The sequence below is a fragment of the Streptomyces misionensis genome, assembly GCF_900104815.1.
GTDB lineage: Bacteria > Actinomycetota > Actinomycetes > Streptomycetales > Streptomycetaceae > Streptomyces > Streptomyces misionensis.
Window position 1 is genome coordinate 840,980 of the sequence record NZ_FNTD01000004.1, and the last position, 26,030, is coordinate 867,009.

24 protein-coding genes are annotated in these 26,030 nt (G+C 72.8%); 14 read left to right on the plus strand and 10 right to left on the minus strand.

All coding sequences use genetic code 11. The features are described 5' to 3' along the window. Positions 1 to 278: 278 nt before the first annotated feature. The 6 genes from BLW85_RS05405 to BLW85_RS05430 all read left to right on the plus strand — a co-directional run bounded on the left by BLW85_RS05405 (position 279) and on the right by BLW85_RS05430 (position 9,180). Positions 279 to 578, plus strand: coding sequence for a DUF5133 domain-containing protein (locus BLW85_RS05405; protein WP_070028405.1), 300 nt, complete (start codon positions 279 to 281; stop codon positions 576 to 578). Between the two features lie 108 nt (positions 579 to 686). Beyond that, complete coding sequence (locus tag BLW85_RS05410) at positions 687 to 2,678, plus strand: alpha-1,4-glucan--maltose-1-phosphate maltosyltransferase (protein ID WP_074991082.1); 1,992 nt, start codon at positions 687 to 689, stop codon at positions 2,676 to 2,678. Then, on the plus strand, positions 2,675 to 4,393 hold the full coding sequence (gene treS, locus BLW85_RS05415; protein ID WP_074991085.1) for a maltose alpha-D-glucosyltransferase: 1,719 nt from the start codon (positions 2,675 to 2,677) through the stop codon (positions 4,391 to 4,393). Before BLW85_RS05410 ends, treS begins: the two co-directional genes overlap by 4 nt. A 31-nt stretch (positions 4,394 to 4,424) precedes the next feature. Then, positions 4,425 to 5,789, plus strand: a complete 1,365-nt coding sequence (locus tag BLW85_RS05420) for a maltokinase N-terminal cap-like domain-containing protein (protein ID WP_074991087.1) — start codon at positions 4,425 to 4,427, stop codon at positions 5,787 to 5,789. Between the two features lie 4 nt (positions 5,790 to 5,793). Then, on the plus strand, positions 5,794 to 7,998 hold the full coding sequence (gene glgB / locus BLW85_RS05425) for a 1,4-alpha-glucan branching enzyme (RefSeq protein WP_074991089.1): 2,205 nt from the start codon (positions 5,794 to 5,796) through the stop codon (positions 7,996 to 7,998). A 93-nt stretch (positions 7,999 to 8,091) separates the two neighbouring features. Then, positions 8,092 to 9,180, plus strand: a complete 1,089-nt coding sequence (locus BLW85_RS05430; RefSeq protein ID WP_070026692.1) for a glutamate--cysteine ligase 2 — start codon at positions 8,092 to 8,094, stop codon at positions 9,178 to 9,180. 56 nt (positions 9,181 to 9,236) lie between these two features. Here the strand turns inward: BLW85_RS05430 and BLW85_RS05435 are convergent, their stop codons facing one another. Next, positions 9,237 to 9,470 carry a DUF6480 family protein gene (locus tag BLW85_RS05435; protein ID WP_070026691.1) on the minus strand — a complete coding sequence of 78 codons (234 nt, stop codon included), beginning with the start codon at positions 9,468 to 9,470 and terminating at the stop codon, positions 9,237 to 9,239. Positions 9,471 to 9,782: 312 nt separating this feature from the next. On the opposite strand from BLW85_RS05435, the gene BLW85_RS05440 reads away from it, so the two are divergent. The 4 genes from BLW85_RS05440 to BLW85_RS05455 all read left to right on the plus strand — a co-directional run bounded on the left by BLW85_RS05440 (position 9,783) and on the right by BLW85_RS05455 (position 14,415). Beyond that, on the plus strand, positions 9,783 to 10,214 hold the full coding sequence (locus BLW85_RS05440) for an ATP-binding protein (RefSeq protein WP_070026690.1): 432 nt from the start codon (positions 9,783 to 9,785) through the stop codon (positions 10,212 to 10,214). A gap of 184 nt (positions 10,215 to 10,398) precedes the next feature. Further along, a complete protein-coding gene (locus BLW85_RS05445) occupies positions 10,399 to 11,775 on the plus strand; it encodes an NAD(P)/FAD-dependent oxidoreductase (protein WP_070026689.1) in 1,377 nt (458 codons plus the stop codon). Positions 11,776 to 11,871: 96 nt separating this feature from the next. After that, complete coding sequence (locus BLW85_RS05450; RefSeq protein WP_074991091.1) at positions 11,872 to 12,084, plus strand: DUF4287 domain-containing protein; 213 nt, start codon at positions 11,872 to 11,874, stop codon at positions 12,082 to 12,084. A gap of 108 nt (positions 12,085 to 12,192) precedes the next feature. Further along, positions 12,193 to 14,415: an FUSC family protein gene (locus tag BLW85_RS05455; protein ID WP_070026687.1), complete on the plus strand. Its 2,223-nt coding sequence runs from the start codon at positions 12,193 to 12,195 to the stop codon at positions 14,413 to 14,415. A gap of 16 nt (positions 14,416 to 14,431) precedes the next feature. On the opposite strand, the gene BLW85_RS05460 is transcribed toward BLW85_RS05455, so the two are convergent. Continuing rightward, a complete protein-coding gene (locus tag BLW85_RS05460) occupies positions 14,432 to 15,274 on the minus strand; it encodes a SigB/SigF/SigG family RNA polymerase sigma factor (protein ID WP_074991093.1) in 843 nt (280 codons plus the stop codon). A 427-nt stretch (positions 15,275 to 15,701) separates the two neighbouring features. Further along, the gene (locus BLW85_RS05465; protein ID WP_074991095.1) at positions 15,702 to 16,136 is read right to left on the minus strand and encodes an ATP-binding protein; all 435 of its coding nucleotides are present in this window, start codon (positions 16,134 to 16,136) and stop codon (positions 15,702 to 15,704) included. A gap of 124 nt (positions 16,137 to 16,260) precedes the next feature. On the opposite strand from BLW85_RS05465, the gene BLW85_RS05470 reads away from it, so the two are divergent. Beyond that, entirely contained in the window at positions 16,261 to 16,503 is a 243-nt protein-coding gene (locus BLW85_RS05470) for a hypothetical protein (protein ID WP_070026684.1), read from the plus strand. 280 nt (positions 16,504 to 16,783) lie between these two features. Then, positions 16,784 to 17,239: a cyclic nucleotide-binding domain-containing protein gene (locus BLW85_RS05475; protein WP_070026683.1), complete on the plus strand. Its 456-nt coding sequence runs from the start codon at positions 16,784 to 16,786 to the stop codon at positions 17,237 to 17,239. A 53-nt stretch (positions 17,240 to 17,292) separates the two neighbouring features. Here BLW85_RS05475 and BLW85_RS05480 read toward each other — a convergent pair whose 3' ends face one another. Both BLW85_RS05480 and BLW85_RS05485 read right to left on the minus strand, forming a co-directional pair. After that, complete coding sequence (locus tag BLW85_RS05480; protein WP_074991098.1) at positions 17,293 to 18,591, minus strand: MFS transporter; 1,299 nt, start codon at positions 18,589 to 18,591, stop codon at positions 17,293 to 17,295. 105 nt (positions 18,592 to 18,696) lie between these two features. Next, on the minus strand, positions 18,697 to 19,317 hold the full coding sequence (locus tag BLW85_RS05485; protein WP_070026681.1) for a LysE/ArgO family amino acid transporter: 621 nt from the start codon (positions 19,315 to 19,317) through the stop codon (positions 18,697 to 18,699). Between the two features lie 69 nt (positions 19,318 to 19,386). On the opposite strand from BLW85_RS05485, the gene BLW85_RS05490 reads away from it, so the two are divergent. Both BLW85_RS05490 and BLW85_RS05495 read left to right on the plus strand, forming a co-directional pair. Then, on the plus strand, positions 19,387 to 20,268 hold the full coding sequence (locus tag BLW85_RS05490; RefSeq protein ID WP_074991100.1) for a LysR family transcriptional regulator ArgP: 882 nt from the start codon (positions 19,387 to 19,389) through the stop codon (positions 20,266 to 20,268). Positions 20,269 to 20,416: 148 nt separating this feature from the next. Continuing rightward, positions 20,417 to 20,668 (plus strand): WhiB family transcriptional regulator, encoded by a 252-nt coding sequence (locus tag BLW85_RS05495; RefSeq protein ID WP_074991103.1) that lies wholly within the window; start codon positions 20,417 to 20,419, stop codon positions 20,666 to 20,668. A gap of 12 nt (positions 20,669 to 20,680) precedes the next feature. Here BLW85_RS05495 and BLW85_RS05500 read toward each other — a convergent pair whose 3' ends face one another. The 5 genes from BLW85_RS05500 to BLW85_RS05520 form a co-directional block, all read right to left on the minus strand. Further along, entirely contained in the window at positions 20,681 to 21,127 is a 447-nt protein-coding gene (locus BLW85_RS05500) for a DUF6098 family protein (RefSeq protein ID WP_074995983.1), read from the minus strand. Between the two features lie 62 nt (positions 21,128 to 21,189). Beyond that, positions 21,190 to 23,007, minus strand: coding sequence for a sensor histidine kinase (locus BLW85_RS05505; protein WP_244174817.1), 1,818 nt, complete (start codon positions 23,005 to 23,007; stop codon positions 21,190 to 21,192). A 53-nt stretch (positions 23,008 to 23,060) separates the two neighbouring features. After that, positions 23,061 to 23,759 (minus strand): response regulator transcription factor, encoded by a 699-nt coding sequence (locus tag BLW85_RS05510; RefSeq protein ID WP_070026677.1) that lies wholly within the window; start codon positions 23,757 to 23,759, stop codon positions 23,061 to 23,063. A gap of 20 nt (positions 23,760 to 23,779) precedes the next feature. Further along, positions 23,780 to 24,514 carry a L,D-transpeptidase family protein gene (locus BLW85_RS05515; RefSeq protein ID WP_074991108.1) on the minus strand — a complete coding sequence of 245 codons (735 nt, stop codon included), beginning with the start codon at positions 24,512 to 24,514 and terminating at the stop codon, positions 23,780 to 23,782. A gap of 42 nt (positions 24,515 to 24,556) precedes the next feature. Beyond that, positions 24,557 to 25,981: a M1 family metallopeptidase gene (locus BLW85_RS05520; RefSeq protein WP_070026675.1), complete on the minus strand. Its 1,425-nt coding sequence runs from the start codon at positions 25,979 to 25,981 to the stop codon at positions 24,557 to 24,559. Between the last annotated feature and the right edge of the window lie 49 nt (positions 25,982 to 26,030).

Below are 26,030 nucleotides of genomic sequence, written 5' to 3' on the forward strand. Positions count from 1 at the left end.
GCTCTCGCTCCCCTCGCCCTGTCCGGGAGGGATCCCGGACACACAGCGTGAGCGTTGATCGCTTCTGAGTCACCTCCACGGTGAGGGCACTACGCCATTCGTGCAACACGAACACCGCCGCCCGAGTTGATTGAAGCTCCAACAAGACGCTGCGTCGTCACCCGTGCACCATGAGTGAAAGCCTCGATCGCCGTAACGGTGCCGCGCCCACCCCCGCGCGGTCGCCACCCGACCGTCGGGAACGCGCCCAGTCGAGAGCGTGGAAGGTGAAGAGGGCCATGCTGCTACCCGCCAAGGCCGAAGTGGCCCGGCAGTTGCGGCGTTACCGGGCTTGGGAGCGCGTGATGCTCGCCTCGCCGTACGACCGCAGGGTCCGGGCCACGTTCGAGGACTCGGGGTACACCCTGTGCGTGCTGATGGGCAAACGCTGCGCCCGCGAGGCGGCGGACGCGGCGGAGCGCTATCTGCGCACGAGTCTGGTCACCTACCTGCGCGAGCAGGACGGACGGCCGAAGGCGCGCCGTTCGGCACGAAGGACGCCGACATCGGAGCGGCGTTCCACGGCGCCGAGCTCCTGAGCTGGCACCGTACAAGGCGTTCCCCCGGGGACCGGCTGGGGCCGGCCCCGCTCTCGGATCGCGGAGCCGGGCCGGTGCCCGGCTCCGCGCACGGCGGAGGTGAGATACATGCGCAGGACCCCGGCCATCGGCCGTGTACCGGTACGCGACGTCCGGCCGGCCGTGGAGTGCGGCAGGCGCCCGGCGAAGGCGGTGACCGGGGAGACGTTCCAGGTCACCGCCACCGTGTTCCGCGAGGGGCACGACGCCGTCGGCGCCAATGTGGTCCTGCGCGATCCGAGGGGCCGGCGCGGCCCCTGGACCCCGATGCGCGAACTGTCGCCGGGCAGCGACGTGTGGGGCGCCGAGGTCACCCCGGACGTGACGGGCCGCTGGACCTTCCGGGTGGAGGCCTGGAGTCATCCGCTGGCGACCTGGCGGCACACCGCCTCGGTCAAGGTGCCGGCCGGGATCGACACCGGGCTGGTGCTGGAGGAGGGCGCGGAGCTGTACGAGCGCGCCGCGGCCGGAGTCCCGAAGGGCCCCGAGCGGGACCTGGTGGCCGCCGCCGCCCGCGCCCTCGGCGACGACTCCCGCTCGGTCCACGACCGCCTCAAGGCCGCGCTCTGTCCAGAGGTCCAGGACGTGCTCGCGCGGTTTCCGCTGCGGGAGTTGGTGACCGCGTCGGACCCGATGCCCCTGCTGGTCGAGCGCGAGCGCGCGCTCTTCGGCTCCTGGTACGAGTTCTTCCCCCGCAGCGAGGGCACCGACCAGTGCCCGCACGGCACCTTCCGCACCGCCGCGCGGCGGCTGAAGCCGATCGCGGACATGGGCTTCGACGTCGTCTACCTGCCCCCGATCCACCCGATCGGCCACACCTTCCGCAAGGGCCGCAACAACAGCCTCACCGCCACCCCCGACGACGTCGGCGTGCCCTGGGCCATCGGCTCCCCCGAGGGCGGACACGACACCGTCCACCCCCAACTCGGCACCATCGAGGACTTCGACCACTTCGTCGGCCAGGCCCGCGCGCTGGGCCTGGAGATCGCCCTCGACTTCGCCCTCCAGTGCTCCCCCGACCACCCCTGGGTGCACAAGCACCCCGAGTGGTTCCACCACCGGCCCGACGGCACCATCGCCCACGCCGAGAACCCGCCGAAGAAGTACCAGGACATCTACCCCATCGCCTTCGACGCGGACATGGACGGCCTCGTCGCCGAGACCGTGCGCGTGCTGCGGCACTGGATGGACCACGGAGTGCGGATCTTCCGCGTCGACAACCCCCACACCAAACCGGTCGTCTTCTGGGAACGCGTCATCACCGAGATCAACGGCCGGGACCCCGACGTGATCTTCCTGGCCGAGGCCTTCACCCGCCCCGCCATGATGCACACCCTGGCCCAGATCGGCTTCCAGCAGTCCTACACCTACTTCACCTGGCGCACCACCAAAGCCGAACTCACCGAATACCTCACCGAGTTGACCGGCGAGGCGGCCGCCTACATGCGGCCCAACCTCTTCCCCAGCACCCCCGACATCCTGCACGCCTACCTCCAGCACGGCGGCCGCCCCGCCTTCGAGGTCCGCGCGGTCCTCGCCGCCACCCTCTCCCCCAGCTGGGGCATCTACAGCGGCTACGAACTGTGCGAGAACACCCCCCTGCGCGAAGGCTCCGAGGAATACCTCGACTCCGAGAAGTACCAGCTCACCCCACGCGACTGGGACACCGCCGCACGCGAGGGCCGCACCATCGCCCCGCTGATCACCCGCCTCAACCACATCCGGCGCCGCCATCCCGCGCTACAGCGCCTGCGGAATCTCCGCTTCCATCGGACCGACAACGACGCCGTGCTCGCCTACAGCAAGAGCACGGGGGCGGACACGGTCCTCGTGGTCGTCAATCTCGACCCGCATCACGCCCAGGAGGCCACGGTCTCGTTGGACATGCCGCAACTCGGCCTGGACTGGCACGCCGACCTGTCCGTACACGACGAACTGACGGGCGAGACGTACCACTGGGGCAGCACCAACTACGTGCGCCTGACACCCGGCCGGGTGCCCGCGCACGTGCTCCACGTCCGGCGATCGACGCCCGAGAACGGAGGGCCCGCAGCGTCATGACCGTCAACGAACCCGTACCGGACACCTTCGAGGACACCCCTGCCCGGGACCGCGACCCGCAGTGGTTCAAGCGCGCCGTCTTCTACGAGGTCCTGGTCCGCTCCTTCCACGACAGCAACGGCGACGGCGTCGGCGACCTCAAGGGCCTGACCGCCAAGCTCGACTACCTCCAGTGGCTCGGCGTGGACTGCCTGTGGCTGCCACCCTTCTTCAAGTCCCCGCTCAGAGACGGCGGTTACGACGTCGCCGACTACACCGCCGTGCTGCCGGAGTTCGGCGACCTCGCCGACTTCGTGGAGTTCGTGGACGCCGCCCACCAGCGCGGCATGCGCGTGATCATCGACTTCGTCATGAACCACACCAGCGACCAGCACCCGTGGTTCCAGGAGTCCCGCAAAGACCCGCACGGGCCCTACGGGGACTACTACGTCTGGGCCGACGACGACAAGCGGTACCAGGACGCCCGGATCATCTTCGTGGACACCGAGGCGTCCAACTGGACGTACGACCCCGTGCGCGGCCAGTACTACTTCCACCGCTTCTTCTCCCACCAGCCCGACCTGAACTACGAGAACCCGGCGGTGCAGGAGGAGATCCTGGGCGCCCTGCGCTTCTGGCTGGACCTGGGCATCGACGGCTACCGGCTGGACGCGGTCCCCTACCTCTACGCGGAGGAGGGCACCAACTGCGAGAACCTGCCCGCGACCCACCAGTTCCTCAAGCGGGTCCGGCGGGAGATCGACGCGATGTACCCGGACACCGTGCTGCTGGCGGAGGCCAACCAGTGGCCCGAGGACGTCGTCGACTACTTCGGCGACTACGAGCGCGGCGGCGACGAGTGCCACATGGCCTTCCACTTCCCCGTGATGCCGCGGATCTTCATGGCAGTACGGCGCGAGTCCCGCCACCCCGTCTCGGAGATCCTCGCCAAGACGCCCGCGATCCCGTCGGGCTGCCAGTGGGGCATCTTCCTGCGCAACCACGACGAGCTGACCCTGGAGATGGTCACCGACGAGGAACGCGACTACATGTGGGCCGAGTACGCCAAGGACCCCCGCATGCGCGCCAACATCGGCATCCGGCGCCGGCTCGCCCCGCTGCTCGACAACGACCGCAACCAGATCGAGCTGTTCACCGCCCTGCTGCTGTCCCTGCCCGGCTCGCCGATCCTCTACTACGGCGACGAGATCGGCATGGGCGACAACATCTGGCTCGGCGACCGCGACGCCGTGCGCACCCCCATGCAGTGGACCCCCGACCGCAACGCCGGCTTCTCGACGTGCGACCCGGGCCGGCTCTTCCTGCCCACGATCATGGACCCGGTCTACGGCTACCAGGTCACCAACGTGGAAGCCGCCATGTCCTCGCCGTCCTCGCTGCTCCACTGGACCCGGCGCATGATCGAGATCCGCAAGCAGAACCCCGCCTTCGGCCTCGGCACGTACACCGAACTGATTTCCTCCAACCCGGCGGTGCTCGCCTTCCTGCGGGAGTACGAGGACGACCTGGTGCTGTGCGTGCACAACTTCTCCCGCTTCGCCCAGCCCACGGAGCTGGACCTGCGGGCCTACGACGGACGGCACCCGGTCGAGCTGATCGGCGGGGTGCGCTTCCCCGCCATCGGTGAACTGCCCTATCTGCTCACCCTGCAGGGCCACGGCTTCTACTGGTTCCGGCTCACCCGAGTCGCATCCCGCATCGGCCGCCGCCGCTGAGCGCGCGGCGCCGAGGAAAGGACGCGTCACCATGCCGAAGACCATCACCCTCCGGCCGAGAACCGCGGCCGGCGTCGACGGCCCCCTCGCCTCGCTCGGCGGGCTGCTGCGCCAGTGGCTGCCGCGGCAGCGCTGGTTCGCGGGCAAGGACCGGCCCGTGACCGATCTGTCGGTGCTGAGCGTGACCGAGCTGTTCCCCGGGTGTCTGCATCTGCTGGTGCACGCCTCGCACGCGCCGGTGCCCGCGCCCGGCGGCACCGCCCCGCCCGGCGACTGCTACCAGTTGCTGCTCGGCCTGCGCGAGCGGCTCGCGCCGCGCCTGGAGCGGGCGTTCATCGGGCGCGCCACCGCGGGTCCGCTGGCCGGGCTCGCGGTCTACGACGCGCTGTACGACCCGCGCTCGGCGAGCCTGCTCCTGGAGCGGCTGCGCCGGCCGGGCACCGCGGGCCCGCTGCGCTTCGAGGCGGACCCGGCCGCGCCGGTGCCCGGGGGTCTGCCACCGCGGCTGCTGGACGCCGAGCAGTCCAACACCTCGCTGGTGTACGGCGACGCGTACATCCTGAAGCTGTTCCGCCGCATCCAGCCGGGCGTCAACCCGGACCTGGAGGTGTCGGCGGCGCTGGCCGCGCTGGGCTGCACCCGGGTGCCCGCGCCGGTGGCCTGGTTCGCCACGACCGCGCCGCGCCCGGCCACGCTGGGGGTGCTCCAGCCGTTCCTGCCGGACGCCGCCGACGGCTGGACGCTGGCGCTGGCCGCGCTCGCGGCGGGCGACGACTTCACCGCCGAGGCCCGGGCGCTGGGCCGGGCGATGGCCGAGGTGCACCTGGCGCTGGCCGAGGCGTTCCCGCCGGCCGGGCCCGGCGAGAACGGCCGTACCGCCGAGGAGATGTGCGCGCGCCTGGACGCGGCCGCCCACGCGGTGCCGGGGCTGAAGCCGTTCGTGCCCGGACTGCGGGCCGCGTTCGGGGCGCTGGCCACCTGCGACACCGGGCCGCCCGCCCAGCGCATCCACGGCGATCTGCACCTCGGGCAGGTGCTGCGGGCCGGCCGCGACTGGTTCGTCATCGACTTCGAGGGGGAGCCGTCCCGGCCGCTCATCGAGCGGCGGGCCCCGCAGTCCCCGGTGCGGGACGTGGCGGGGATGCTGCGCTCCTTCGACTACGCGGCCCGGCAGCGCCGCCCCTGGCGACCCGAGTGGGCGCGCCGCTGCCGGGAGGCGTTCTGCGCGGGCTACGCGGCCCGCGCGGGCTGGGATCCACGCAAGAAGCACGCGCTGCTGCGCGCGCACGAGACGGACAGGGCGGTGTACGAGGTGCTGTACGAGGCGAGACACCGGCCGGACTGGCTGCCGGTACCGATGGCCGCGATCAAACGACTCGCGGTGTGGGGAGGCTGACGGCATGGCACTGCGCGACACCTCGCGTCCCGAGGCCGCGGGCCCGGTTGCGGCCTCGGCCGTCCTGGACCCCGCGGACCGGGACCGGCTGCTCGGCGGGGCGCACCACGACCCGCACGCCCTGCTGGGCGCCCATCCGGTGCCGGGCGGCACCCTGTTCCGGGCGCTGCGCCCCAACGCGCGGGCGGTGAGCGTCCTGGTCGACGGGATGCGCAACCCGCTCGTGTCGGAGGGCGGCGGGCTGTTCTCGGCCGTGCTGCCCTACCCGCGGATCCCGGCGTACACGCTGCTGGTGACGTACGACGAGGACGAGCGGGAGGTGCACGACCCGTACCGCTTCCTGCCCGCGCTGGGCGAGCTGGACCTGCATCTGATCCGCGAGGGCCGGCACGAGCAGCTGTGGCGGGCGCTCGGCGCCGAGCCGATGGTCCACCAGGGCGTGGCCGGCACCCGGTTCACCGTGTGGGCGCCCAATGCCCGGGGGGTGCGGGTGGCCGGGGACTTCACCTACTGGGACGGCACCCAGTACCCGATGCGCTCGCTGGGCGCGTCCGGGGTGTGGGAGCTGTTCCTGCCCGGGGTCGGCGAGGGCGACCGCTACAAGTTCGAGATCACTTCCCGCCACGGCCACCGGTTCCTCAAGGCGGACCCGATGGCGCGGTGCACCGAGGTGCCGCCGGACACGGCGTCGGTGGTGACGGCCTCGCACCACGAGTGGGGCGACGCGCAGTGGATGGCGCACCGCGGCGACACCCCGGTGCACGAGGCGCCGTTCTCCGTGTACGAGGTGCATCTGCCGTCCTGGCGACCCGGACTGACGTATCGTCAGCTCGCGGACGAACTGCCCGCCTACGTCAAGGAGATGGGCTTCACGCATGTGGAGCTGATGCCGGTCGCCGGGCATCCGTTCAGCGGCTCCTGGGGCTACCAGGTCACCTCGTACTACGCCCCGACGCCCCGGCTGGGCTCCCCGGACGACTTCCGGTACCTGGTGGACGCGCTGCACCGGGCGGGCATCGGCGTGATCGTGGACTGGGTGCCTGCGCACTTCCCCAAGGACGACTGGGCGCTGGCCCGGTTCGACGGCGATCCGCTGTACGAGCCCGGGAACGCCTCGCGCGCCGAGCACCCGGACTGGGGGACGTACGAGTTCGACTACGGCCGCACCGAGGTGCGCAACTTCCTCGTCGCCAACGCCGTGTACTGGTGCGAGGAGTTCCACGTCGACGGACTGCGGGTGGACGCGGTCGCCTCCATGCTCTACCTGGACTACTCGCGGGACTCCGGGCAGTGGGAGCCGAACGTGTTCGGCGGCCGGGAGGACCTGGACGCGGTGGCGTTCCTCCAGGAGATGAACGCCACCGTGTACCGGCGCTGCCCGGGCGTGGTGACCATCGCCGAGGAGTCCACCGCGTGGGACGGGGTGACCCGGCCGACCGACAGCGGCGGGCTGGGCTTCGGGCTGAAGTGGAACATGGGCTGGATGCACGACTCGCTCCAGTACATCCAGAAGGAGCCCGTGCACCGCAAGTACCACCACCACGAGATGACGTTCTCGATGGTGTACGCGTACAGCGAGAACTACGTCCTGCCGATCTCGCACGACGAGGTGGTGCACGGCAAGCAGGCCCTGGTGTCGAAGATGCCGGGCGACTGGTGGCAGCGGCGCGCCAACCACCGCGCGTACCTGGGCTTCATGTGGGCGCACCCGGGCAAGCAGCTGCTCTTCATGGGGCAGGAGTTCGCCCAGGGCGCCGAGTGGTCCGAGGCGCAGGGGCCCGAGTGGTGGCTGCTGGACGACGACTACCACTCCGCGGGCGACCACCGGGGCGTGCAGGCGCTGGTCCGGGACCTGAACGCGCTGTACCGGGCGCGGCCGGCGCTGTGGCAGCGGGACACCGACCCGGGAGGCTTCCGCTGGGTGCAGTGCGACGCGGCGGACGACAACGTCTTCGCGTTCCTGCGGTTCGCCGCGGACGGCTCCCCGCTGCTCGCGGTGTCGAACTTCTCCCCCGTGGTCCGCGACGACTACCGGCTGTGGGTCCCGGAGGAGGTCCCGGCCTGGCAGGAGGAGCTGAACACGGACGACGCCCGCTACGGGGGCGGCGGGGTCGCCGTCGGCCCGCCGGGGGCGCTGAAGCCGGCCGACGGTTCGCTCGCCCTCACGCTGCCGCCGCTGGCCACGGTGTTCCTGGCGCCCGTGCGCTGACGGCGCAGGTGTCGGCGGCCGTCACCGGGGCAGTCGGGGTCGTACGGACAGACCCCTGGCTGCCCCCGGTGACGGGGAGGAAGGCGGCACCGAGTGCGCACGGTCGGAGTGGAGGAGGAACTCCTCCTGGTCGATCCGGACAGTGGCGACCCGAAGGCGCTGGCGGCTGCCGTGCTGGCGCGGGCCGCGCACGACGATCCCGGGCAGGACGTGTTCGAGCCGGAACTGTTCGGGCAGATGCTGGAGTTCGCCACCCACCCGCAGGCCGAGATGTCGGACCTCGGCGAGGAGATCGTGCGCTGCCGGAAGGAGGCGGCCCGGCACGCCGGGCAGATCGGCTGCGCGGTCGCCGCGCTCGCCACCTCGCCGCTGCCGGTCAGCCCCTCGCTGACGGTGAACGAGCGGTATCTGTGGCTGGCCGACCGGTACGGGGTCGGCACCCGTGACCAACTGGTCTGCGGCTGCCATGTGCATGTGTCGGTGGAGTCCGACGAGGAGGGCGTGGCGGTCCTGGACCGGCTGCGGCCCTGGCTGCCGGCGCTCACCGCGATCAGCGGCAACTCCCCCTTCTGGCAAGGGCATGACACCAACTACCGCAGCTATCGCAGCCGGGTGTGGTCGCGCTGGCCGTCGGCCGGGCCCACCGAACTGTTCGGTTCGCCCGAGCGGTACCACCGGCGGGTGGCGGACATGGTGGCCTCCGGGGTCATCCTGGACGAGGCGATGGCGTACTTCGACGCACGGCTGTCGGCCAGCTATCCGACGGTGGAGCTGCGGGTCTCGGACGTGTGCCTGTACGCGGAGGACGCCCTGCTGGTCGCCACCCTCGCCCGGGGCCTGGTGGAGACGGCCGCCCGGGACTGGCGCGCGGGCCGCCCTGCCCCCGACCACAGTGTGAGCCTGCTGCGGCTGGCGTCCTGGCAGGCCGCCCGCTCGGGACTCGACGGCGACCTGCTGGACCCCCACACCATGCGGCCCCGGCCCGCCGGACAGGTGCTGCGCTCGCTGCTCGACCACATCGGGGACGCCCTCGACGACAGCGGCGACGGCGCCCGCGCCGAGAAGGGCGTCGAGGAACTGCTGCGACGCGGCAGCGGCGCCCGCGAGCAGCGCCGCCTGCTGGAGCACACGGACAGCCTGCGCGACGTCGTCACCGAGTGCGTCCGCCACACCCAGGGCTGACCGGCCCCCGCGGCCGGCAGGACCGTACCGGGCACGCGCGGTGCGGGTCGGGATGGTCAGCGGATCAGGACGAGGGCGTAGACCAGGAAGAACGCGGCGATCAGCACGACGACGGCCAGGATCAGCGCCAGTGGCGCCTTGGCCCAGCCGCGCTGGTTCGCGTGCGGCTCCCGGGTCGCGGCCTGGGGCATGCTGCTCTCGGCGGGCGGGGTCTCGCCGGGCGGCACCGAGCCGCCCGGCTCCAGGCCGGTGGTGCGCTCGGGTTCCGGGTCGGGGTTCACATGGCTCATGTCACTCATGTCTGCCGAGTCCCCACACGCGCCCGCCTCACCGGCCGATCACGCACGGAACCCCGCCGCGGCCGGGAGGCGGTGTGCCGCACCGGGGGCCTCAGGGTCTACCGTGTCCCGCGGAAACCGTCCGAGCCCGCACGGGTCACCCGCACCGTCCGCGGAGCCGCACCGGCAGACGGCCGCACGGACGGATATCCGGCCCGGCTGTGGGAACCCGCACCGCAGCGAAAGATCAGCGACGACGACCGTCCTGGCCGCACGGGGCAGCACAGGGGCTCCGTACGGCCGAGGCCGGGGGAATGCGAGACCGTGACCGAGCCGCGTTGGGACGAGACCCCGCCTTCCGAGGAGACGTACGAGCGGACGTTCTCCTTCGCGGGCGAGCTGCGCAACGTCACCGAGGCGCGGCTCGCCGCGGAGGACTTCCTCGGTGCGCTGGCCCGCGCCGCGCCGCCGGGCGAGGACGAGTACTGGGACGACATCCTGCTGGTGGTGACCGAACTGGCCGCCAACGTGATCCAGTACGCGCCCGGCCCGTTCGACCTGCGGATGCGGCGCACCTTCGACGGCGTGCACGTGACGATGCGCGACAGCAGCACCACCCGCCCGGAGCCCCGGCCCTTCCATCCGCGCACGGGCGGCGGAGGCATCGGCTGGCATCTGGTGCACACGCTGTGCACCCAGGTCAGTGTGGTGGTGCACGACGAGGGCAAGGACATCCACGTCTTCCTGCCCTGGTGACGCGGCCGACGTGTAACCACGCCTCAGCCGGTTACTCCACCGCGTGCGGGGGCCCGCATTCGTCTGCCTGCCGCACCCGGCTGGCACAACGGCCCGGGGCGCGGTGGGATCGGAGTCGGTGCGCATCGATCCAGGGCATGCGAACGGCGACGAGTCGGACCGCCGCCTGGAGCCGCAGAAAGGGATGGACACCGTGACACGACCCAGGATCCTGGTGGTTGGCGCCGGCTTCGCCGGAGTCGAGTGCGTCCGCCGCCTGGAGCGGAAACTCGCCCCCGACGAGGCCGACGTCACCCTGGTGACGCCCGTCTCCTACCAGCTCTATCTGCCCCTGCTGCCCCAGGTCGCCTCCGGTGTGCTCACACCGCAGTCGATCGCGCTCTCGCTGCGCCGCAGCAGGCGGTACCGCACCCGGATCCTGCCGGGCGGCGCGATCGGCGTGGACCTGAAGGCCAAGGTCTGCGTGATCCGGACCATCACCGACAAGATCGTGAACGAGCCGTACGACTACATCGTGCTCGCCCCCGGCAGTGTGACCCGCACCTTCGACATCCCGGGGCTGACCGAGCACGCCTTCGGCATGAAGACGCTCGCCGAGGCGGCCTACATCCGTGACCACGTCATCTCCCAGCTGGACCTGGCCGACGCCAGCGACGACCCCGCCGAGCGGGCCGCGCGGCTCCAGTTCGTGGTGGTCGGCGGCGGGTACGCCGGCACCGAGACCGCGGCGTGTCTGCAACGGCTCACGCACGCCGCCGTACGGCGCTATCCGCGGCTCGACCCGGGCCTGATCAGGTGGCATCTGATCGACATCGCGCCCAAGCTGATGCCGGAGCTGGGCGAGAAGCTCGGCCGCAGCGCGCAGGAGATCCTGCGGCGCCGCGGCATCGACGTCTCCCTCGGGGTCTCGCTCGACAAGGCCGGGGCGGAGGAGGTCACCTTCACCGACGGCCGGGTGGTGCCCACGCGCACCCTGATCTGGACCGCCGGCGTGGTCGCCAGTCCGCTGATCGCCACGCTGGGCGCGGAGACGGTCCGCGGCCGGCTGCTCGTGGACCCCGAGCTGACCGTGCCGGGCCAGGACGGGGTGTTCGCGCTCGGCGACTCCGCCGCGGTGCCCGACCTCGCCAAGGGCCAGGAGGGGGCGATCTGCCCGCCGACCGCGCAGCACGCCTCGCGCCAGGGCAAACGGGCCGCCGAGAACGTCATCGCGACACTGCGCGGGGAGCCGCTGCACCCGTACGTCCACAAGGACCTCGGCCTGGTCGTGGACCTCGGCGGCAAGGACGCGGTGTCCAAGCCGCTCGGCGTCGAGCTGCGCGGGGTGCCCGCACAGGCGGTGGCCCGCGGCTACCACTGGTCGGCGCTGCGCACGGGCGTCGCCAAGGCCCGGGTAATGACCAACTGGCTGCTCAACGCGGCGGCCGGCGACGATTTCGTCCGCACCGGTTTCCAGGCCCGCAAGCCCGCCCGGCTGAAGGACTTCGAGTTCACCGACTCCTATCTGACGCCGGAACAGGTGCGGGCCCGGGCGGAGGGCCGCGCCATCGGCAGCCAGTGATGTGACACGGGTCACCAGGGGCCGCCGATCAGTTCGCCACCGGTCGGCGGTCTTCTCCGGTGACCGGAGAACGTCGCATCGAAGGAGCGCGCGCAGATGACCGAGAAGCAGGCCGTGAAGGGCCCGGCAAGCTACTTCCCGTCCATCGAGAAGAAGTACGGCCGCCCGATCGGCGCGTGGCAGGAGCTGATCCGTTCCTCGCCGCTGACCAAGCACATGGAACTGGTGGCCTGGCTCAAGTCCGAGCACGGACTGGGCCACGGGCACGCCAACGCTCTGGTGGCCGCGACCCTGGCCGAAAGCAGCTGATCCGGTCGCTCGTGCGATGCTGGGGCGTAGATCGATTTCTGGCACGGGTTCACGGACACGGGAGAGCGCGGCGGCGTGAGGGCAGTGGGACGGTCGGGGCGGGTACGGATGTGGGACCGGCTCGCGGCGTGGGATCCCGGACTGCTCCGGCTCACGGCGGGGTTGCGCACGGTCGCCTCGATCGCCCTCACCCTCGCGGTGCTCGCCGCCCTGCGCGCCCCGGTGCCGCTGCTGGTCGCCGGGGCCATCGCGGCGATGGTGGCCACCTTCGCGATCCGGGAGAAGCAGCGCGGCCCGCAGGCCGTCACCCTCGCCATCGGGCTTCCGGTGGCGCTCGTCTCCGTCACCCTCGGCACACTGCTGAGCCGGTACGTGATCGCGGGCGACCTGTTCTTCGTGGTGCTCATCGCCTGCGCCGTCTACGGCCGCCGGTTCGGCGACCGCGGCACCGCGCTCGGCCTGATCGGGTTCCAGACCTATTTCCTCTCCCTGTTCGTGCACGCCACACCGGCTCTGCTGCCGAAGCTGTACGGCGTCGTCCTGACCGCGTTCGTGTGCGGCGCCCTGGTCCGGTTCGTGCTGCTGCCGCAGACCCCGGCGGGCACCCTGGAGCGGATGCGGCAGGCCTTCCGGGCCCGCCTCGCCCAGCTGATCGACACCCAGATCGAGCTGCTGGACGCGGGGCCCGAGGAGGTGGAGAAGGTCTTGGAGGAGCTGCGCACCGGCACCGCGCGGCTGCACGAGACGGCGCTGCTGATCCAGGGCCGGCTGGAGGACGGCACCTCCGAAAAGTCCGTGGCCCGGCTGCTGCAACGGCGCGTCGCGGACGCCGAGATCGCCTCCGAGCGGCTCGGGCTGCTGCTGCTCACCGCGCGCAGCGCCGAGCGCACCGACACCCTCACCCTGCACCTGCCGGGCGCCCCGCTGCCCTCCGGCGGCGAACTGCCGGTGCGCGACGAGGCGACGGCCGCGCTGCGCCGGGACCTCAGGGCGCTGCGGCTGCTGGCGCTGCGGCCGGCCAACGAGGCCGCCGGAACCGCCCTGGCGCACGTGCGCAACCGGCTGCTCGGCTACCGCGAGGAGGAGAACCTGCCGCAGGCCTCGCCCGCCGTGCAGGACGTCTTCCGCGGGCTCGGCGAGGCGGCCCGCGCCGCGCTCGGGCTGCGGATCGCCCTCGACGGGCCGCAGGACGAGTCCGACGACTCCCCCGCCACCGCCCGCTCCCGCGAGGAGCTGGACGCGGAGGACGCCGCGATCGAGGTCAGCGAGGAGACGGAGCCCGAGGCCGCCGAGCCGGGCGGGCTGCGCCGGCCCACCACCCGGGCCGCGGTGCAGATCGCCGTCGGCTCCTCGCTGGCCATCCTGGGCGGCGAACTGCTCTCCAGCCAGCGCTGGTACTGGGCGGTGCTGACCTGCTGGATCGTCTTCATCAACACCGCGTCCACCGGGGAGATCCTGGTCAAGGGATACCGGCGGCTGGTGGGCACCGTGCTCGGCGTGGTCGCCGGCATCGGGCTCGCCGGGCTCGTCGGGCACCACACCTGGACCGCGTTCGCGCTGGTGCTGCTGTTCGTGTTCGCGATGTTCTACACGGCGCCGCTGTCGTACACGCTGATGTCGTTCTTCGTCACCGCCGCCCTGGGGCTGCTGTACACGCTGCTGAACACCTACAGCGCGGCCGTCCTGGTGCTGCGGATCGAGGAGACGGCGCTGGGCGCGGCCTGCGGGGTGATCGCGGCGGCGGTGGTGCTGCCCATCCACACCAACCGCCGCACCAACGAGCTGCTCGTGGAGGTGCTGGACCGGCTGGCCGAGGTGACGCGGGCCGCCGTCGACCAGCTCAGCGGCGGGAGCGGCGGCGATCTGGTGGAGCAGGCGCGTGAGCTGGACCAGGCGCTGGCCGACCTGCGCTCGGCCACCCAGCCGCTGACGCATCCGATCACCCCGATGCGCACCCGCCGCAACACCGCCCGCTATGTGGTGGCGCTGCTGGAGACCTGCGCGTACCACGGGCGTTCGCTCGCGGCGACGGCGGAGCTGCTGCCGACGCATCCGGCGATAGCCGCGGACCCCCGGCTGCGCGGGGCGGGCGCCCGGATCGTGCGCAACATCGAGACGATCGCCGCGCACGTGGCGGACCCGCGGTCGGGGGGCGAGATCGAAACCGGCTCCAGCATCGCGTCGATGCTGGAGCCGGGAACCCTGCGCACCCCTCGCTACGGCCGGGTTACCGACCGGGTGCTGCGCCATCTCCAGCGGCTGGACGAGGCGGTGTCCGGCCTCGCCCGCCCGCTGGGCCTGCGCTCGGAGACGCCGTCCGCGACGCGGTGACGCCTCCGCGCCGCCTTCAGGCGGCGCCGCCCGCGCGGCGGGCGCCCAGTGCCTCGTCGCGGACCCGGGCGCAGCTGCGGCTGATCAGCCGGGAGACGTGCATCTGGGAGATGCCGAGCCGGTCCGCGATCCGGCTCTGCGTCATGTCCTCGAAGAAGCGCATGTAGAGGATGGCCCGCTCGCGCTCCGGCAGCCGGCGCAGTCCTTCCTTGGCGGCCTCGCGGTCGATCACGACGTCGTACGAGCCGTCGGCGGCGCCGAGGGTGTCGGCGAGGCTGTAGCCGTCGTCGCCGCTGGACAGCTCGGCGTCCAGGGACAGCGTGCTGAAGCTCTCCAGCGCCTCCAGGCCGGCGGCGACGTCCTCCTCGCTGAGCCCGGTGTGGGCGGCGATGTCGGCGACGGTGGGTTCCGGGCTGCCGGGGTTCTGCATGAGTTCCCGGCGGGCCACACGTACGCGGTTGCGCAGTTCCTGCACCCGGCGCGGGACCCTCAGGGCCCACATCCGGTCGCGGAAGTGGCGCTTGACCTCGCCGGTGATGGTCGGCACGGCGTAACTCTCGAACGCGCCGCGCGAGGGGTCGTACCGGTCGACGGCCTTCACCAGGCCCAGCGCCGCCACCTGGCGCAGATCCTCCACGGACTCGCCGCGGTCGCGGAACCGGCCGGCGATACGATGCGCCATGGGCAGCCAGGCGGCGACCAGTTCATCGCGTACGGCGTCCCGCTCGGGACCGTCGTCCAGGGCCGCAAGCCGGGTGAACAGCTCCACGGTGTCGGGAGCGTCGTCGTGGCTCCGCCGTGCGGTCGCGGCGGTGGTGGCGGGCGTGCCGGGACGGCTTGTCGACATATCGGTCAGCATGCGGATTCGCTCCTGAACGTGGTGTCTGGGCACTGCCGGAACGTGATTCCGGTTCTGGCCCGAACGGTGCTGTCAGGGTTCGCCGCGGGAACGCCCAGGGCCCACCGAGAGGGGACCCGGTCCTGACGTTCCCGCCGGGCGCGCGCCTCCGGTCCGAAGCACGAAATTCCGTCTGCCCCCCGGCCCCGGGGGCAAACACCCGCGCCGGAAGGAATCACGGAGCGCTGGTGAGGGGGTGCGGTGGCGGGGGTGTGGCGTGGGAGAACGGGTGTGGTGCACGGGTGGGATCGGCGCGCGGCGCGGCGCGACGGTCGCCGGCGCGTTCTTCACGGAAGCGAACGCGGACGCGGACAGCGGGGCGTCCGGCGGGTGTGGCGAGCAGGGCCCCCGGGCCCGGACTGAGGCCCTGGGGCGGCGCCCGGCGCGCTCAGCCCAGCGGTACCACCGCCGTGATCCGCTTGCCTCCGCATGGCAGCTCGCAGACGCGCACGTCGCGGGCGAGGTGGCAGACGATGGGCCAGCCCCGGCCGTGGCGGCGGGTGGGGGCGTGGCCGTCGACGGGGGCGGTGGCGACCGGGAGTTCGTCGCTGCGGTCGCTCACCGAGACCCGGACGCCCCCGGAGTCGACCTCCACGTCGAAGCCGGTGATGCCGCCGCCGTGCACGATGGCGTTGGTGGTGAGTTCGGAGGTGACCAGGAGTGCGTCGTCCATGGTCTGCTGGCGGAGCGGCAGATGCCGCGCCCGGCATCGGTCGGTGACCACGCGCTGAACGGCCCTGCGGGCGTCGGCCGGGCGGCACGGCGGCCGGCGCGGGGGTTCGTCCGTCGGGGCGCAGCGGCCGGTCCGGTGTATGTCTGGCATCCCTTCCCTCCCTGGGCACTGCCGGGATACGCGCTCTCTCCCTCTCCGGCTCACCCTTGGCGGCCCGCTCAAACACGCTGGGTGCCGGTGTCATCACCGCGCCCGGACTGGGTACCCGTGCCACATGACCGACGTGGTGGACGCGGACGAGTTGCTGCGGCGCATCCAGCGGGGCAGGGATCGCGCGGCCGAAGGGGAACGACTCTGGGCGGATCGCGCCCAGGCCCTGACGGCCAGCGATCCGGACGGCGCGCGGGAGGCCGCGGTGCGGGCACGGGCGTACGAGGCGGTGCTGCGGGTGCTGGAGGAGATCGTCCGGCCCGGCGGGCCCCCGCTGACGACGGAGGGCGTGAGACGGGTCACCTAGGCCGGTGTCCGGTTGCGTGAATCGCCCCCGAGTGGTTTATCGTTCATTCATAAGTGATGCGGAGCGGGTCTCCGATCCCCCGCCTCACCCTGAACTGCCCTGGCTGGCCTCCCCCGTCCAGCCAGGGCTTTTTTCTGCCCGCACGACGGCGGACGAGAAGAAAACCGCGCCCTTCGAGGTGCCCTGGGCGGCGCCAGCGGCTGAAATGGGTGTGACGAACGCACCCGGCCCGCACAGAGCCCCGCAGCACCCGAACCGCCGCCGGCGAGGAGCCCGCGCCATGACCAAAGCGATAAAACTGCTGACCGCCCTGCCCCAGGCGCAGCGCGAGCGCCTGATGGAGCTGGCCAAGGAGGTGTCCTTCCCGGAGGACACCCGTATCTTCGAGGCGGGCGGCACGGCCGACCGGTTCTGGGTGATCCGTTCGGGCGCGGTCCATCTGGACCAGGAGGTCACCGCGCGCAGGCGGGTGACCGTGGCCACGCTCGGCGCGGGCGACCTGCTCGGCTGGTCCTGGCTCTTCCCGCCGTACCAGTGGGACTTCGGCTCGGTGGCCTTCAGCAATGTGCGTGCCTACGAGTTCGACGGGCCCTCGGTGCTCGCGCTGTGCGTGGAGGACCCGCTGCTCGGGCTGTCGCTGGTGCGCTCGGTGGCCGAGATCCTCGCCCACCGGCTGGAGATCACCCGCGGCAGGCTGATGGAGCAGTACACGCTGGGCCGCCGCAGTCCGATGTAGGGCCGGTCCTTCCGGGTCCGCCGAGCGGGCCGGCCCGGAAGGCGGTCCCGTCCTCAGATCCGGTAGCGCCGCAGCGCCGGCACGGCCGCGGCCAGGGCCAGCATCAGCACGACGACCAGGGCGCCGCCGCCCGCGACGGCCGCGCGCGGACCGAACAGGGAGCCGGCGGTGCCGTGCAGCACGTCGGCCAGCCGCGGGCCGCCCGCCACCACGACGGTGAACACGCCCTGCATCCGGCCGCGCATCTCGTCGGTCGCGGCGGACAGCAGGATCGCGCCCCGGAAGACCATCGAGATCATGTCCGCGACACCGGCCGCGGCGAGGAAGGCCAGCGCGACCCAGAGATTGCCGCTGAGCCCGAATCCGGCGATGGCCACACCCCAGCCGACGACCGCGCCGATGACCATCCAGCCGTGCCGGCGGGCCCGGGAGAAGGCGCCCGAGAACAGCCCGCCGAGCACCGCGCCGACCGGGATGCCGGCGAACAGCACGCCGAGCGCGAGCCCCTCGCCCCATCCGTCGTAGGTCTGCGCGGCCAGCTGCGGGAACAGGGCGCGGGGCATGCCGAACACCATGGCGACGATGTCGGCGAGGAAGGACAGCAGCAGTACCTTGTGCCCGGATATGTAGCGGAACCCGTCGGCTATCGCGCGCACCCCGGCACGGCGGGCCGGGCCGTCGCCGAGCGGGGGCAGCGCGGGCAGCCGGAAGACGGCCCACACGGTGACGCACAGCGCGAGCGCGTCGATCAGGTACAGCTCGGGCAGCCCGATCGCCGGGATCAGCACACCCGCGAGCAGCGGGCCGGCCACCAGTCCGGTCTGCATCACGGTGGAGCTGAGCGCGTTGGCCGCGGGCAGTTCCGGGGCCGGGACCAGCCGGGCGATGGAGGCGTTGCGGGCCGGGGAGTTGAGACCGAAGAAGGCCTGCTGGAGCGCGAGCAGCACCATGAGGACGACCACCGAGTCCAGCCCGCCGACGGCCTGCGCCCAGAACAGCAGGGAGGTCACCGCGATGCCGATGTTGGTCACCAGCAGCAGCTTGCGGCGGTCCACGGTGTCGGCGACCGCCCCGCCCCACAGCGCGAACACCACCATGGGCACCAGACCGGCGAGGCTCGCGTAGCCGACCCAGGCCGAGGAGTGGGTGATGTCGTAGATCTGCTTGGGTACGGCGACCGCGGTGAGCTGACTGCCCACGGCGGTCACGATGGTCGAGGACCACAGGCGCCGGTAGGCGGGGATGCGCAGCGGGCGGGTGTCCATCGCCCAGCGCCGCCAGCCCCGGCGGGGCGGGTTGTCGGCCGTCGGGGCGTCGTCGCCGGTCTCGGTCGTGCTCTCGCTCGTGTTCACGGATGTCCTGGTTGCTCGTTACATCTTTTCAGTTCGAGAGCCTAACTATCGCATCCGTTCGACCGGGAGACCCGTCTCGGCCTTCGGCGACGGGACACCCCGTGCTCAGCCCCCGAGGAGCAGGGAGCCGCCCAGCACGAGCATGGTGGCGGCGACCAGGCCGTCCAGGATCCGCCAGGCGCCGGGCCGGGCCAGGTACCGGCCGAGCAGCCGGGCGCCGAAGCCGAGCGCGGTGAACCAGCACAGGCTGGCGAGCACGGCGCCGAGCCCGAAGGTCCAGCGCAGCGGGCCCCGGTCGGCGGCGAGGGAACCCAGCAGGAAGACGGTGTCCAGATAGACATGGGGATTGAGCCAGGTCATCGCCAGACAGGTGAGCACCGCACGGCGCCGGGAACCGGCCGCCTCGCCCACCGCGGTCAGGCCGGTGGCGGCCGGCCGCACCACCCGGCGCGCGGCGAGCAGCCCGTAGCAGAGCAGGAAGACGCCGCCGACGATCCCCACCGCGCGGACCGCGCCCGGCCAGGCCACCACCAGGGCGCCGACACCGCCGACGCCGAGGGAGATGAGCACCGCGTCGGACAGGGCGCAGATCCCGACCACGGCGAGGACGGCGTCCCGGCGCACCCCCTGCCGCAGGACGAAGGCGTTCTGGGCGCCGATGGCGACGATCAGGGACATGCCGGTGCCGAACCCGGCGACCGCGGCGGTCAGGGCGGTGTTGTTCATGCGTTCGAAACTAAGGACGCCGGCGGGCCAAGTACAGCTAAAGATTCTTACGTATCCTTAGCGCTCGTGATGGACCTTCCCCTGGACCAGGTACGGACGCTGCTCGCGGTGGTCGACGAGGGCACCTTCGACGCGGCGGCCGCCGCCCTGCACGTGACACCGTCGGCGGTCAGCCAGCGGGTCAAGGCCCTCGAACAGCGCACCGGGCGGGTGCTGCTGCAACGGACCAAACCGGTACGGCCCACCGAGTCCGGCGCGGTGCTGGTGCGCTACGCCCGCCAGCTCGCCCGGCTCGAACGGGACGCGTGGGGCGAGCTGGGGCTCAGCGGGGCCGGGGAGCCCACCCGGGTGTCGGTCGCGGTGAACGCGGACTCGCTGGCGACCTGGTTCCTGCCGGCGCTGAGCCGCGTACCGGGGCTCTGCTTCGAGCTGCACCGCGAGGACGAGGGCCACACGGCGGTGCTGCTGCGCGAGGGGCTGGTGATGGCGGCGGTGACCTCGTCGCCCGACCCGGTGCCCGGCTGCACGGCGCGTCCGCTCGGCCGGATGCGCTATCTCCCGGCCGCGGAACCGGAGTTCGCCCGCACCCGGATCGCCGGCCGGCCCCTGGTGGACGGCCTGACCACGGCGCCCGTGGTGGTCTTCGACCGCAAGGACGACTTCCAGGACGCCTATGTCCGCCGGCTGGGCGGTGCCTCGGCCGGTCCGCTCCGGCACTACGTGCCCACCTCGGAGGGCTTTCTCGACGCGGTCGCCGCGGGCCTCGGCTGGGGCATGGTGCCCGAGGTCCAGGCGTACCCCCTGCTGGACCAGGGCCTGCTGACCCTGCTCGCGCCCGGCGAGTGGATGGACGTCACCCTGTACTGGCAGCAGTGGAAGCTCGACTCCCCCGCGCTGGCGGCACTGGCCGACGCGGTGACGGCCACGGCGGCCGAGGCCCTGCGAGGCTGAAAGCCAGAGGTGGCCGAAAGACATCGGCCGGACGAGGATCCCCGGCCCGATGCGGCCGCCGCCGTTTCACTCCGCTACGACCGGTCACCCGAACTCGGAACGCCTTCGACAGGACACGGTCATTCCCGATCCGATCCAGGAGACTTCCATGGAGAACTGGCGCGATCATGCCGCGTGCCGTCATGAGGACCCCGATCTCTTCTTCCCCATAGGCAGCACCGGGCCCGCGCAGGTGCAGGCCGAGCGGGCCAAGGTGGTGTGCGGGCGCTGCCCGGTCCGGCAGCAGTGCCTCGACTGGGCGCTGGACACCGGCCAGGGCATCGGCATCTGGGGCGGTACCACCGAGGTGGAGCGCCGGACGCTGCGCCGCCGGGCCCGCTCCCACCCGCGCTCGGGCTGACCGGGCGCCGGTTCAGCCGCCGCGGCGCAGGGTGCCCCACTCCCGCTCCTGCCGGTTCACCTCCGTGCGGGCCGCCTCGATCACCTCGTCGGCGATCCAGCACAGCGGCTCGACCTCGGTCACCAGGGGCTCGTTGTCGGGGCCCCGGCCGTTCTCCCGGCCCGTGAGGACCCAGGGGCGCACGCCGGGCCCCTTGTCGTGGGGCAGGTGCGCGTAGTCGTACAGGCGACGGGCCGTCCACAGCCGGAGCGGGCGGTCACCCCACCAGTCCTCCACGTCAAGGGGGTTGGCGGACAGGCCGGGCATGAGGACGCCGGTCAGCTCGTCGATGCTGGAGACGGCGCGGAGGTCGACGCCGGGTCCCCTGGACCAACGCACGTACAGGCCGCGGTGCCAGGCCACCAGCTCGGCCGCCTCGGCGAGCGTGGACACGGTGGGCAGGTCGTCCGATGCGCTCATGATCTCCGGGGTACCCCCGGGACGCGAGGGGAACCGGACCACGGCACCCCACGACGCCCCGCTCACGGCTCCTCGCCCGGCGCTTCCCCGGCCGCAAGCCGCAGGGTGAACACCGAACCCGCGCCGGGCTCGCTCGCCGCCTCCGCGGTGCCGCCGTGCGCGGCGACCAGCTGGCGGACGATGGACAGCCCGAGCCCGCTGCCCCCGGTGCGGCGGCTGCGGGACTTCTCCGCGCGCCAGAACCGCTCGAAGACCCGCGGCAGATCCTCGGGGGCGATCCCCGAGCCGGTGTCGGCGACGGTGAGCAGCGCGTCCGCGCCGTCCCGGCGGGCGGTCAGCGTGACCGTGCCGTCGGGCGGGGTGTGCCGCAGCGCGTTGGAGACGAGGTTGCCGAGCACCTGCCGCATCCGCACCGGGTCGGCGTCCAGCCACACGGCGGGGTCGGCCTCGGTCACCAGCGTCACCCGGGCGGCGTCCGCGGCCACCCGGTGCGCGGCGGCGACCTGGGCCAGCAGTTCCGCCGCCGGCAGCGGCTCGCGGTGCAGACGCAGCGTGCCCGCGTCGGCGGCGGCGAGGTCCTGGAGGTCGTCGATGATCCGCTGGAGGACGACCGCCTCCTCGTGCAGGGAGTCCAGCAGACCCGGGTCGGGCTCCACCACGCCGTCGCGCATCACCTCCAGCCAGCCGCGGATGTTGGTCAGCGGGCTGCGCAGTTCGTGCGCGATGTCGCTGACCATGGCCTTGCGCTGGGCCTCCAGGCGTTCGCGGCGCTCGGTGAGGGCGTTGAACGCCTCCGCGAGGATGCCGGTCTCGTCCCGGGTGGTCACCGGTACCCGCACATGCCGCTCGGGCGGCGCCTGCGCGGCCTCGGTCAGCGCGCGCAGCGGCCGGACCAGCCGGACCGCGACGGCGGCGGTCACCGCGACGGTGACGGCGAGGACCAGTCCGGCGGCGGAGACCACCTTGGCCTTGTTGGCCGGGGACATGTCGAAGCGGGAGGGGTTGCGGTCGCCGATGCCGAGGAACAGTTCGGCGCCCGGGGCGACATAGGGCTCCAGCTGGGTGCGGCGGGCGGTGAGCAGACAACTCTGGGCCGCCCGGACCGTGCCGCCCCCGGCGGCGGCGAGCTTGGCGAGCAGCGGGCCGCCGCCGAAGTGGTCCTTGGCGTTCGGCTCGTAGACGGGGAACAGCGGCCGGTCGCCGACCGCCAGGCCCGCCTGGCGCAGACAGGGGCGGGCGAGGCCGGACAACGCGTCCAGGGCCCTGCGCTCGGTCGGTGTGGGGCCGCTCAGCCGTCCGTCCCCGCAGTCCGTGAGGCCGTAGCCGGCGGGGTCGGCGCCGTCGGTGTCGGCGAGCACGGGGCGTCCGCTGGGGGTGCGCGCCACGGTGACCCGGATGCCGTAGCGGGCGTAGCACCGCTGGTCCCGGTCGGCCAGCGCGGCCAGTTGGGCGCGTTCCCTCGCGGGCAGCAGATACGGGCCGACCGCGCGCGGGTCGATGCCGCTGAGCTGGGCGCCGGTCTCGCTGTAGGTGTCGGTGCGCAGCGGGTCGACGCCCGCGGCGGGCCGGGGCGGCAGCGGGGTGCCGCGGGGCGCGGAGTCGGCCAGCAGGGCGCGGTCGGGGGTGGTGAGCGCGATCCGGCGGCCGGTGCGCTCGGCCAGCTCGCGCACGGTGCGGTGGACGCCGGACCAGTCGGGATGCGCGGCCGCGTACCCGCTGAGTTGCGCGAGGATGCTGTTGTCGACGGCGAGGTCCTGGCCCTGCTCCTCCTTCAGGGCGCTGGTGGTGGTGGTCACCGCGAGCCAGGCGGTGGCCGCCACCGAGCAGACGGCGATCAGCGCCGAGACGGACAGCAGGCGGACGAGGAGCCGCTTGCGCAACGGGATCCGCCGCCGCGCCGCCGGGCGCCTGCTCCCCCGCCGTGTCCGCACCCTCACATCCGGCCCCCGCCGAGCTTGTAGCCGACGCCGAACACGGTGAGCAGCCGGACCGGACGCCGGGGGTCGGCCTCGATCTTGCGGCGCAGGTTCATGATGTGCACGTCGATGGCCCGTTCGGTGGAGGACCGGTCGAAACCCCGGGTGCACTGGAGGAGTTGGTGCCGGGTGAACACCCGCTCGGGCTCGGCCGCCATGGCCAGCAGGATCTGGAACTCGGCCGGGGTGCACTCCACCAACGCGCCGTCGCGGCGCACTTCGTGCCGCACGGGGTCGACGCTGATCCCCGCGGCCCGCACGGCCGGGTCGTCGCCGCGCGCCCGGCCGCTGCGCCGCAGCACGGTGCGGATGCGGGCCATCAGCTCGCGCGGACTGTACGGCTTGGTGAGGTAGTCGTCGGCGCCCAGGTCGAGGCCGAGCAGCAGGTCGTCCTCGCCGGAGCGGGCCGTGAGCATCACCACGGGCACCGCCGGCTCACCGTCGTCCCGCCGCAGCCGGCGGCAGACGTCGAAGCCGTCGAGGACCGGCAGCATCAGGTCGAGGACGAGCAGGTCGGGCCGCAGGCGGCGGGCCGCGTCGAGCGCGGCCGCGCCGTCGTGCACCACCGTCGCGGTGTGTCCCTCGGCCAGCAGGGAGCGGCGGATGAGTTCGGCCTGTTTCTCGTCGTCCTCGGCGACCAGCACATGTGCGCACACAAGTGCGGATCCTAAGCGGCTCAAGCGGCGAGCCAGTCGGCGTACCCCATCGCGACGACCGGGTGCCGCGCCGGGTCGAGGGTGCGCAGCAGCTCCTTCATGTGTCCCTTGGAGACGCTGACGCAGCCGTGGGTGGGGCCGCCGTGGTCGACGTGCAGCCAGACGCCCCCGCCGCGCTTCTCGCCCAGCGGGCGGGTCCAGTCCAGCGGGGAGGTGCCGGGCTTGCGGTTGTAGTCGATGGCGATGACGTAGTCGAAGCAGCCGTCCAGGGGTTCGCCCTCGAAGCCGGTGCCGGGCGAGTGGAACCGGAGGGACTGGTGGTAGGGCAGCTTGCTGCCCGGGTCGGGCAGCAGCCCCCCGGCGTCCGAGAGGGTGTAGACGCCGAGCGGGGAGCGCAGGTCGTTCAGCATGTGGTGGGCGCTCCAGCCGCGCAGGGCGTTGTGCGCGGGCCAACCGGGGCCCGCCTGCCAGCCGTCGGCGGTGCGCTGGTGCAGGACGACCGTGCACTGCGGGGAGTCGGGGCCGCGCCCGGTGGCGACGACGACCTGGCCGCACTGCTTCGGTATCGCCGCCGAGCGGAGGGGTCCGAGTCCGGGTATGCCCTGGTGGGCCTGGTCGGCCTGGGAGGTGGTGCCCGTCGCGGGTGCCGGCCGGGTGGCCGGCGTACGGCGCCCGGTCCCCCCGGCCCCGCCGCCGCAGCCGGTGAGCAGCAGCGGGGAGGCGAGGAGGCCGACGGCGGTTCTGCGGTTGATCATGCTGTCGAGCTTCGCCGACGGTTATGTGGAAATGGTAAGAATTCAGCCCCTGTTCGGCTTGCCCTTCGTGAACAGCCAGGTGCGGAAGAGGGGTTCCAGCCGCTTTCCGGACTCCTTCTCCGCGAGCCGGACGAACTGCGCGGTGGTGCCGTGCCCGTAGCGGTGCCCGGTGGCCCAGGCGCGCAGGATGCGGAGGAAGGCCGTGTCGCCGACCGCCTTGCGCAGCTCGTGCAGGGCCATGGCGCCGCGCTCGTAGACGGGGCTGCCGAAGATGTTCTCGCCGCTGCCCGGGTCGCCGGGCGGGTAGGCCCACAGCCCGTCGTCCGCCGGGCGGGCGTAGAGGGCGTCGAAGGCCTTCTGGGCGCTGGCGCCGCCGTGCTGTTCCGAGTAGAGCCACTCCGCGTAGGTGGCGAAGCCCTCGTTGAGCCAGATGTCCTTCCAGGAGGTCAGCGACACCGAGTCGCCGTACCACTGGTGGGCGCTCTCGTGCACGAGGGTGAGGATGTCGGGCGCGGAGTCGTAGAGCGGGCGGGTCTGGGTCTCCAGGGCGTAGCCGACGTCCGCGTGGTCGACGATGGACCCTGCGGACTTGAACGGGTAGGGCCCGAACAGCTTGCTCTCCCACTCCAGGACGGAGGGCAGCTTGGCGAGCACCGGGGCGGCGGCCGCGGCCTCGCGCGGGTCGACGGCGTCGTACACCTGGATGCCGTCGCGGGTGGTGTACCGGTGGACCTGGAAGGTGCCGATGGTGGCGGTGGCCAGGTAGGCGGCCATCGGCTGGGTCTCGCGCCAGCGGAAGGTGGTCTCGCCCCCGGCGGTGCGCTGCCCGAGCAGGACGCCGTTGGCGACGGCGGTGCGGCCCTTGGGCACGGTGATCGTGAAGTCGTACGACGACTTGTCCTTGGGGTGGGCGTTCGCCGGGAACCACGTCATGGCGCCCTGCGGTTCGTTGGCGACGAACGCGCCGTCGTCGGTGGGGATCCAGCCGTCCGCCGAGCCGTCCGGGTCGGTGACCGGCTTCGGGGTGCCGTGGTACCGGACGGTGACCGTGAAGTCCTGGCCGGTGCGCAGGGCGTGGCGCGGGGTGACGACGAGTTCCTGTCCGGAGCGTGCGACGGCGGTGGCCGCGGCGCGGTCGACGGTGACGCCGTCGACCGTCAGCCCCTTCAGGTCGAGGTCGAAGCGGGTGAGCGGCTGGGTGGCGCGGGCGGTGAGGACCGCGGTGCCGGACAGCCGGCCGCCGCTTTGGTAGCGCAGCGTCAGGTCGTAGTGGCGCACGTGGTAGCCGCCGTTGCCGCTGAGCGGGAAGTAGGGGTCGCCCGCGCCGGCCGCTCCGGTGGTGCCCGTCCCTGCCGGTGCGGCGGCGCCGAGGAGGGCGGCGACGGCGACGGGCACGGTGGCGAGGACCGTCCGGCGGCCGAATGCCGTGCCACGGCGGCGTGCGGGCTGTCTGCGGGGTGGCGTCACGTGCGCTCCTTGTGCGGGGGCTGGTGCTCGGCTGGCCCACAGATTAGGC

Coding starts and splice junctions, on each gene's coding strand:
- BLW85_RS05405 (WP_070028405.1), top strand. CDS start 279: ATGCTGCTACCCGCCAAGGCCGAAGTGGCCCGGCAGTTGCGGCGTTAC.
- BLW85_RS05410 (WP_074991082.1), top strand. CDS start 687: ATGCGCAGGACCCCGGCCATCGGCCGTGTACCGGTACGCGACGTCCGG.
- treS (WP_074991085.1), top strand. CDS start 2,675: ATGACCGTCAACGAACCCGTACCGGACACCTTCGAGGACACCCCTGCC.
- BLW85_RS05420 (WP_074991087.1), top strand. CDS start 4,425: ATGCCGAAGACCATCACCCTCCGGCCGAGAACCGCGGCCGGCGTCGAC.
- glgB (WP_074991089.1), top strand. CDS start 5,794: ATGGCACTGCGCGACACCTCGCGTCCCGAGGCCGCGGGCCCGGTTGCG.
- BLW85_RS05435 (WP_070026691.1), bottom strand. CDS start 9,470: ATGAGCCATGTGAACCCCGACCCGGAACCCGAGCGCACCACCGGCCTG.
- BLW85_RS05445 (WP_070026689.1), top strand. CDS start 10,399: ATGGACACCGTGACACGACCCAGGATCCTGGTGGTTGGCGCCGGCTTC.
- BLW85_RS05450 (WP_074991091.1), top strand. CDS start 11,872: ATGACCGAGAAGCAGGCCGTGAAGGGCCCGGCAAGCTACTTCCCGTCC.
- BLW85_RS05455 (WP_070026687.1), top strand. CDS start 12,193: ATGTGGGACCGGCTCGCGGCGTGGGATCCCGGACTGCTCCGGCTCACG.
- BLW85_RS05460 (WP_074991093.1), bottom strand. CDS start 15,274: ATGCTGACCGATATGTCGACAAGCCGTCCCGGCACGCCCGCCACCACC.
- BLW85_RS05465 (WP_074991095.1), bottom strand. CDS start 16,136: ATGCCAGACATACACCGGACCGGCCGCTGCGCCCCGACGGACGAACCC.
- BLW85_RS05470 (WP_070026684.1), top strand. CDS start 16,261: ATGACCGACGTGGTGGACGCGGACGAGTTGCTGCGGCGCATCCAGCGG.
- BLW85_RS05475 (WP_070026683.1), top strand. CDS start 16,784: ATGACCAAAGCGATAAAACTGCTGACCGCCCTGCCCCAGGCGCAGCGC.
- BLW85_RS05485 (WP_070026681.1), bottom strand. CDS start 19,317: ATGAACAACACCGCCCTGACCGCCGCGGTCGCCGGGTTCGGCACCGGC.
- BLW85_RS05490 (WP_074991100.1), top strand. CDS start 19,387: ATGGACCTTCCCCTGGACCAGGTACGGACGCTGCTCGCGGTGGTCGAC.
- BLW85_RS05495 (WP_074991103.1), top strand. CDS start 20,417: ATGGAGAACTGGCGCGATCATGCCGCGTGCCGTCATGAGGACCCCGAT.
- BLW85_RS05500 (WP_074995983.1), bottom strand. CDS start 21,127: ATGAGCGCATCGGACGACCTGCCCACCGTGTCCACGCTCGCCGAGGCG.
- BLW85_RS05515 (WP_074991108.1), bottom strand. CDS start 24,514: ATGATCAACCGCAGAACCGCCGTCGGCCTCCTCGCCTCCCCGCTGCTG.